Source organism: Sphingobium chlorophenolicum (assembly GCF_000722875.1).
In the GTDB taxonomy this organism is placed as follows: Bacteria; Pseudomonadota; Alphaproteobacteria; order Sphingomonadales; family Sphingomonadaceae; genus Sphingobium; species Sphingobium chlorophenolicum.
Window position 1 is genome coordinate 1 of the sequence record NZ_JFHR01000070.1, and the last position, 2,222, is coordinate 2,222.

The window sequence follows — 2,222 nt, forward strand, 5'->3', positions numbered from 1 at the left end:
ACGACGGCGCCGATGACCTGCGAAATGCGGCCTACATTGTTGGTGGTTGCCATGACTGCTTCCTTGCGTGCGTGATCTTAGTGTCCGATCCGAAACTAAGGTGAGTGGTATCAGCAGGTTAGCTTGACGTCTGGACCTGTCGTTGATTCAGGGGTTTTTGCGAAACTACCAAGGATCAACGATGTGGACCGATACCACTCGCGCGCTACATGCGCGAAGCGGGCTGTCTTTGCCAACAGATTTAACCGATGCCGAGTGGGCGTTGTTCGAGCCTCTTCTGCCTCCGCCTGCGCCGACTGGGCGGCCACGCAGGTGGAAGATGCGCCGGATTGTTGAAGCCATATTTTATCTGTTGCGAGGCGGCTTGCCTTGGCGGATGTTGCCGCCGTGCTTTCCTCCGGTATCGACGGTGCGGCGATGGTTCTACCTTTGGCGCGACAATGGGCTCTGGCAGGCAATCAACCATGGATTGCTCATGCTGGTCCGCGAAGCACAAGGACGTGAAGCTTCGCCCAGTGCTGGGGTGGTAGACAGTCAGAGCGTGAAAACCACGGAATCCGGCGGTCCCTACGGCTATGATGCGGGCAAGAGGATCAAGGGACGCAAGCGTCACATACTGACCGATACCGAAGGCAACCTGGTCCATGCAGTCGTCCACACCGCTGATATTCAGGATCGGGATGGCGCCCCGCTGGTCCTTGGCGGCGTCATCAACCGCTTCCCGCGGCTGCGACATGTCTTCGCCGATGGCGGATATGCAGGCCAGAAACTCAAGGATGCGTTGCGGCCGCTGGGCAAATGGACAATCGAAATCATCAAGCGCTCGGACGCAGCACAGGGTTTCGAAATCTTACCGCGCAGATGGGTCGTCGAACGCACTATCGCCTGGCTCAACCGTAACCGTCGTCTGGCCAAAGATTTCGAGAAGACCATTGCATCCGCCACAGCCTGGCTCTTCGCCGCGTCAGTGCAGGCATTCATTCGCCGAGCCGCAAGGCTCTGTCAGACAACGGAATAGTTTCGAATCCGACTCTTAGAATATCCCAATTTTCATCCGGATACGGATAAATTTTTGGAGATTCCATTGCCTTGTCTATCGCTTCCTGTAGGAAGGAAGCAGATTCCTTTTTTCTCAAGATAATAAGAATTGTTTGCGCCTTCTCCATAAGACAGAGGGCGACTTCGAGCGAATCCATATCAGCATACCTAGCCTGTCATAATTTCGTTCAATTCCCTGATATATGGTCAGCATTATTAGCGTTGCTAAGAGCCTGATTCATAATTATCCGATGAAATTTCATAGTCTTGCGATGCGACGCGCGAATAGCTGGATGGAAGCTATGAACAGCCACGCAGTTGCCGATGCGATGGTCTGTTCAAAGTCCTTGGCGAGCCGACGGTTGCGGTTCAGCCAAGCCAGTGTTCGCTCGACGACCCAGCGGCGCGGAAGAACCACGAAGCCTTTTGCAACATCGGATCGCTTGACGATCTCGACAGTCCATTTGCCGGTACGCCGGAGCGCTTCCCTGAGCTTGTCGCCAGCATAGCCGCCATCGGCAAAGACATGGCGCAGCCATGGAAAGCGGTGGATGATGTCACGCAGGACCAGCGGCGCGCCGTCGCGGTCCTGAATGTCGGCGGTATGGATCACCGCATGAACCAAATGGCCCTCGGTGTCGGTGAGGATGTGGCGCTTGCGCCCCTTGATTTTCTTGCCCGCGTCAAAGCCGCGAGGGCCGCCACTTTCCGTTGTTTTCACGCTCTGACTATCGATCACGCCAGCACTGGGCGAAGCCTCGCGGCCCGTCGCTTCACGCGCCATCAACAGCAGGGTATGATTGAGCGAGAGCCACAGTTTGTTATCGCGCCACAGGTAAAACCAGCGCCGAACCGTCGAGACCGGCGGAAAGCAGGGCGGCAGCATTCGCCACGGCAGCCCCCCACGCAGCAGATACAGGATCGCCTCGACGATCCGTCGCAGCGGCCATTTGCGCGGACGGCCTACGTGGGAGGGTGGCGGCAAGAAAGGTTCGAGCACCGACCATTCGGCATCGGTCAAATCGCTTGGCAAAGTCAGTCCCGCGCGGGCATATTGCGCCCGAGTGGTATCGGTCCACATCGTTGATCTCCGGAAGTTTGTTGCAAAACCCCTGAATCAACGACTGCGGCAAGCGTCAAGCTAACCCACTGATACCACTCAACTTAGTTTCGGATCGGGCTCT

The 2,222-nt window shown here is 56.7% G+C and carries 2 protein-coding genes; one reads left to right on the forward strand and one right to left on the reverse strand.

What is annotated here, in order from left to right; genetic code table 11:
• Positions 1-181 precede the first annotated feature (181 nt).
• Positions 182-1,018 (forward strand): IS5 family transposase, encoded by an 837-nt coding sequence (locus BV95_RS20010; RefSeq protein ID WP_037456339.1) that lies wholly within the window; start codon positions 182-184, stop codon positions 1,016-1,018.
• Positions 1,019-1,297: 279 nt separating this feature from the next.
• On the opposite strand, the gene BV95_RS20015 is transcribed toward BV95_RS20010, so the two are convergent.
• Positions 1,298-2,119 carry an IS5 family transposase gene (locus tag BV95_RS20015; RefSeq protein WP_037456341.1) on the reverse strand — a complete coding sequence of 274 codons (822 nt, stop codon included), beginning with the start codon at positions 2,117-2,119 and terminating at the stop codon, positions 1,298-1,300.
• Between the last annotated feature and the right edge of the window lie 103 nt (positions 2,120-2,222).